The following is a 4,180-nucleotide window of genomic DNA, read 5'->3' as shown; positions in this document are numbered from 1 at the left end:
GTACCGGCTGCGGCCGATCGCCGGGTACGGGCCGCAGCGCGCCGCGCCGGGCAAGCTGAAGGTCCGTCACCGACCCATCCTCAGCATGGACTTCGAGCGCTCCGAGCGCGCCATGGTGCTCACCTTCGACGACGGCCCCGACCCCCGCTACACCCCCGACATCCTGCGCACGCTGCGCAAGCACGACGTGCGCGCGATGTTCTTCGTGTGCGGCGAGATGGCCGTGGACAACAAGGACCTGCTGCGCGAGATGGCCGACGACGGGCACCTCATCGGCAACCACACCTGGACCCATCCGCTGCTGACCCGGATGACGCGGCACGGCATGCGTCCCGAGATCGAGCGGACCTGCGAGGTCGTCGAGGACGCGGTCGGCGAACCCCCCGCCTGGTTCCGCGCCCCCTACGGAGCGTGGAACCGCGCCGCGTTCCGGCTCGGCGCCGAACTCGGCATGGAACCCCTCGCCTGGACCGTCGACACCCTCGACTGGAAGACCCCCGGCACCGACACGATCGTCTCCCGGGTGCTCGGCGGTGCGGCCCCCGGCGTCGTCGTCCTCAACCACGACGCCGGAGGCAACCGCTCGCAGAGCGTCGCCGCCCTGCGCGACTATCTGCCGCAATTGCTCGACGACGGATACCGGATCACCGTCCCGCGCCGACGCGGCATCTGACCCGGCCCGCGGCAGCGGCCCGCGCCCGCCCGGGCCGTGCGCTCAGCGCACGGACGCCAGGCGGGCGAAGGCCACCACGTTTCCGTCGTAGCCGTTCTGCTTCGAGAAACCGCCGCCGCAGGTGATGACCCGCAACTCCGGCTGCCCGGTGGAGCCGTACACCTTCTTCCCCGGGAAATTCGATTTCTCGAAGACCTCCACGCCATAGATCTCGAATACGGCCGTCCGCCCGTCCTTGCGCCGGATCTCGACGTGATTTCCCTTCTTCAGGGAGCCCAGGCCGTAGAACACCGCGGGCCCCTGCATGTTGTCGACGTGGCCGACGACCACGGCCGTGCCCTTCTCGCCGGGCGACACCGCGCCCGTGAACCAGCCCGCCAGGTTCGGATCGGTCGGCGGCGGCGCGTCGACCCAGCCCTCCGCGTCGAGGCCGACCTGCGTCACCGGGGCGTCCACCCGGATCGCCGGGATCCGCACCCGCTCCACCAGCGAGAACGGCAGCGGCTGCGGCACCGTCGACTTCGCCCACTGGGGCGCACGGCTGTCCGCGGCGGCGGCCGACGCGGGCTGTGGGGGACCGATGTCGAATTCCCCCGAACCGTTTCTGATCAGCGCGAGACCGGTGAGCAGCACCAGCGCCATCACGCCCCACGGCGCACGCTTTCTCGGCTGCTCCTCCTCTTCGAGCCCTGCGTAGGACATTCGCTCATCCCCTCTGGACGTGGCGGCGAGACCCGTCCGTTGCGCGTACCGAAACGCTAAGTCGACCTCGGTCGCGCAGCGACGGGGCGAGGGCGAACGGGTGGCGCCCGCATCACCCGCCGAGCGGCCCGGTGAGCCATCCGAGTTGCCGGTCACAGGAAATTTCTGACGGTCCGTGACCTGCGGCAATATCGGCTTGTACGGAATTCCTTCGGTGTGTCGGCTCACCAGGACGGCCGATTCCCGAAATGCGGCTGTGCGCACGGCATCTGAGGGTTCGTCTGGGAGGCGTTCTCGCCGAAATTCCCGGGGACCGTTCCCCGGGGACGTCTTCCGCGGAGGATTTCCATGCGTACCACCCGTGCCCTGGCCGTGTCCGCCGTCGCGGTCGCCGCCCTCGGTGTCGCCGCCCCCGCCGCGTCCGCCTGGACGGACCCGTCAGGTCTCTCCGCCTCGCCCAGCGTCATCCCGCGGGGAGGCCAGCTGACCATCTCGGTCACGGGGACCAAGTGCCAGATGAACAGCACCGCCACGTCCGACGCCTTCGGCACGGTGAACCTCGTGAACAAGGGAGGCGAGCAGGCCGGCGCGGACGCCACCGTGCACAGCGACGCCACTCCCGGCGCGCACGACATCACCGTGAACTGCCAGGGTGCGACGCTGACCCGGCCGGCCGCGTTCACCGTCATCCACGGCGGTGTCCGCGGTGGCCTCGGCGGCTCCAGCGAGACCGGCGCCACCTCCACCGACATGGCGATCGGCGGGGCGCTCGTCGCCTCCGCGCTGATCGGCGGCGGTGTGTTCTGGATGCGGCGCCGCTCGGAGGGCCGGGCGTAACCGCGGGAGCGCACAGACGGCGGCGGGCCCCGACCTCCCCTTCGCGGGGCCCGCGGCGCACGTGAAAGGGCCGGTGCCCCGCAGACCGATCGGTCTGCGGGGCACCGGCCCTTTCACGTGCGCGTCAGTCGGCGTCGTCGCCGGTGCGGCGCCGGGAGAAGTAGTACGCGGTGCCGAGCGCGCCCGTGATCAGGGCCGCGCCCAGACCGATCTCCTGGAGGTCGAAGCCGCCGAGACTGCCGCCGATGCCGGCCTTGACGCCGTGATGGACGGGTGGGGGCGTCGGCTCGACCGGTCTGCCGCCCGCGACCGTGAGGTCGACGGTGCGGGTCGAGCCGCCCGAGCAGGAGAACGTCACGGAGTACATGGCGCCCTGTTTGGCGTCCCAGTCGACGGTGGCCGTCTTCTGGCCCGAGCCGCTGCCGATCGTGATGCTGTCGAAGATGCCCGCGGACACCTTCGTCTCGCGGGAGCAGCCGCTCGCGTAGAGGGTCACCTGGCCGCCCGCGGCGATCGTCGTGGGCGAGACGCTGACCTGGAACGAGTCGGAGTCGTTCGCCATGGCGGAGGGCGCGGCGAGGGTGAGTGCGGTGAGACCGAGGACGGTCGCGGAAGCGGCGCGTATCGCGTGCATGGGTATTCCTCCGGGTCCACGAGGAGCAGCTGCGGACCGGTTCCGCTCGCTGGGGACAAGCACCTCGATGCCCGAAACGCTAGGTACACCCCCGGACGGCCGCGATCGGTGTCGGGCGAACGGGGCACAAGCTTGGGCCGGTCAGGGGACGTCGTGGCGCGTCGGCGGCCCGGCGGACCCCGCGCCGTGCCAGACGTGCGGACCGGCGCCGCGCCATTCGACGAGGTGCGGATCGTCCAGCGTCAGGTCCGCCGCGCCGAGCCCGGCGCGGCGCAGCAGCTCCGTCAGGTCCTGATCGCTGTGGGCGAGCCCGACGGCCCGTCCGCGCACGGTCACGTGCCGCCCGCCCTCGGGAGCGGGCGGCTGGACGACGATCGGGGCCTGCCATGGGGTCATGCCCTCAGGGTGCTCCATCCCGGGTCAGGTCGCTCCCGGAAACAGCATCAGGAACGGTTCGGCGGTGGCCGCGACGCCCCGGCTGTAGGGCGCGTCGAAGTCCCAGATCAGGAAGAGCAGGAAGGCGATGAGCGCGGAGAACAGCCCGGCGAGGATCAGCTCGCGCGGAGTGCGTCTGATCTGCAGCGCGAAGATCATGCCGATGGTGACAAGACCGCCCACGATCAGACCGAACCAGACGACGCCCGGCATGGTGGCGCCGGTGGAGTCGGCGCGGGCGTTGCGGGCGTCGTCGGCGGCGGTCACCTGGTCGAGGAGCGGCTGGTAGGCCTGCGCCTGGAAGTCGTTGCGCGGCTTGAAGTCGGTGACGTCGTGGCGCACCTTGTCGAGCAGCCGGGTGCCCTCGTCGGTGAGCTCGCCCTTGTCGCGCATCGCGTGCCACTCGGTGGTCACGACATGGCTGACATACGTGTCGACATCCGCCCGGATCGTGTCCCGGACGTCCGCCGGGTAGACCCGGACGCGTTCGTGGACCTCGTGCAGGGCCTGCGCCTCGTTGCGCACGTGGTCCTGGGCCGCGCTGCGGGCCTCCCAGACGCCCGCGATGGCCAGACCGAGGACGATCGCGTAGACCACGCCGATCATCATCGTCATGTACTCGATGACGTCCGGGGTCTCCGACGGGTCGTCGTCCTCCCCGATTCTTCGCTGCTGCAGCACCTGGACGACGAGCACGACAGCGCACACGGCGACCATGGCGAGAGCGAGAACAAGCCATTCCGACATCGGTTTCTCCACGAGGGTTCAGCGGGGGCGCAGTGCGGCGACCGCGAGCACCGCGGGCGCGGTGATGAGCAGGGTGAGGGTGACGAGGGACGGGCCGCCGCTGGGTGGGGCACGGTGGACGGTGGGGCGGTAGGCCGGGTAGTGCACGGGCG

The 4,180-nt window shown here is 71.1% G+C and carries 6 protein-coding genes; 2 read left to right on the top strand and 4 right to left on the bottom strand.

Going from position 1 to position 4,180, the window contains the following annotated elements; all coding sequences use genetic code 11:
• The coding region (locus RBJ77_RS44785) for a polysaccharide deacetylase family protein (RefSeq protein WP_372350246.1) at window positions 1–673 on the top strand (673 nt) is incomplete at its 5' end.
• Between the two features lie 42 nt (window positions 674–715).
• Here RBJ77_RS44785 and RBJ77_RS44780 read toward each other — a convergent pair.
• Window positions 716–1,375 carry a class F sortase gene (locus tag RBJ77_RS44780; RefSeq protein WP_372350247.1) on the bottom strand — a complete coding sequence of 220 codons (660 nt, stop codon included), beginning with the start codon at window positions 1,373–1,375 and terminating at the stop codon, window positions 716–718.
• Window positions 1,376–1,723: 348 nt separating this feature from the next.
• On the opposite strand from RBJ77_RS44780, the gene RBJ77_RS44775 reads away from it, so the two are divergent.
• Window positions 1,724–2,212: a hypothetical protein gene (locus RBJ77_RS44775; protein WP_372350245.1), complete on the top strand. Its 489-nt coding sequence runs from the start codon at window positions 1,724–1,726 to the stop codon at window positions 2,210–2,212.
• 124 nt (window positions 2,213–2,336) lie between these two features.
• Here the strand turns inward: RBJ77_RS44775 and RBJ77_RS44770 are convergent, their stop codons facing one another.
• The 3 genes from RBJ77_RS44770 to RBJ77_RS44760 form a co-directional block, all read right to left on the bottom strand.
• Window positions 2,337–2,846 carry a hypothetical protein gene (locus RBJ77_RS44770; RefSeq protein ID WP_372350244.1) on the bottom strand — a complete coding sequence of 170 codons (510 nt, stop codon included), beginning with the start codon at window positions 2,844–2,846 and terminating at the stop codon, window positions 2,337–2,339.
• Between the two features lie 141 nt (window positions 2,847–2,987).
• Window positions 2,988–3,242, bottom strand: coding sequence for a hypothetical protein (locus tag RBJ77_RS44765; RefSeq protein ID WP_372350243.1), 255 nt, complete (start codon window positions 3,240–3,242; stop codon window positions 2,988–2,990).
• Between the two features lie 24 nt (window positions 3,243–3,266).
• A complete protein-coding gene (locus RBJ77_RS44760; protein ID WP_372350242.1) occupies window positions 3,267–4,028 on the bottom strand; it encodes a hypothetical protein in 762 nt (253 codons plus the stop codon).
• Window positions 4,029–4,180: the final 152 nt, after the last annotated feature.

The organism is Streptomyces sp. KL116D (genome assembly GCF_030766975.1).
In the GTDB taxonomy this organism is placed as follows: domain Bacteria; phylum Actinomycetota; class Actinomycetes; order Streptomycetales; family Streptomycetaceae; genus Streptomyces; species Streptomyces longispororuber_A.
The sequence above is the reverse complement of the archived record's forward strand: the minus strand, read 5'-3'. Positions and strand labels throughout refer to the sequence as shown.

What these genes read in the sequence shown, in the direction of transcription:
- RBJ77_RS44760 (WP_372350242.1), bottom strand. Translation starts at nt 4,028, where the DNA reads ATGTCGGAATGGCTTGTTCTCGCTCTCGCCATGGTCGCCGTGTGCGCT.
- RBJ77_RS44770 (WP_372350244.1), bottom strand. Translation starts at nt 2,846, where the DNA reads ATGCACGCGATACGCGCCGCTTCCGCGACCGTCCTCGGTCTCACCGCA.
- RBJ77_RS44780 (WP_372350247.1), bottom strand. Translation starts at nt 1,375, where the DNA reads ATGTCCTACGCAGGGCTCGAAGAGGAGGAGCAGCCGAGAAAGCGTGCG.
- RBJ77_RS44765 (WP_372350243.1), bottom strand. Translation starts at nt 3,242, where the DNA reads ATGACCCCATGGCAGGCCCCGATCGTCGTCCAGCCGCCCGCTCCCGAG.
- RBJ77_RS44775 (WP_372350245.1), top strand. Translation starts at nt 1,724, where the DNA reads ATGCGTACCACCCGTGCCCTGGCCGTGTCCGCCGTCGCGGTCGCCGCC.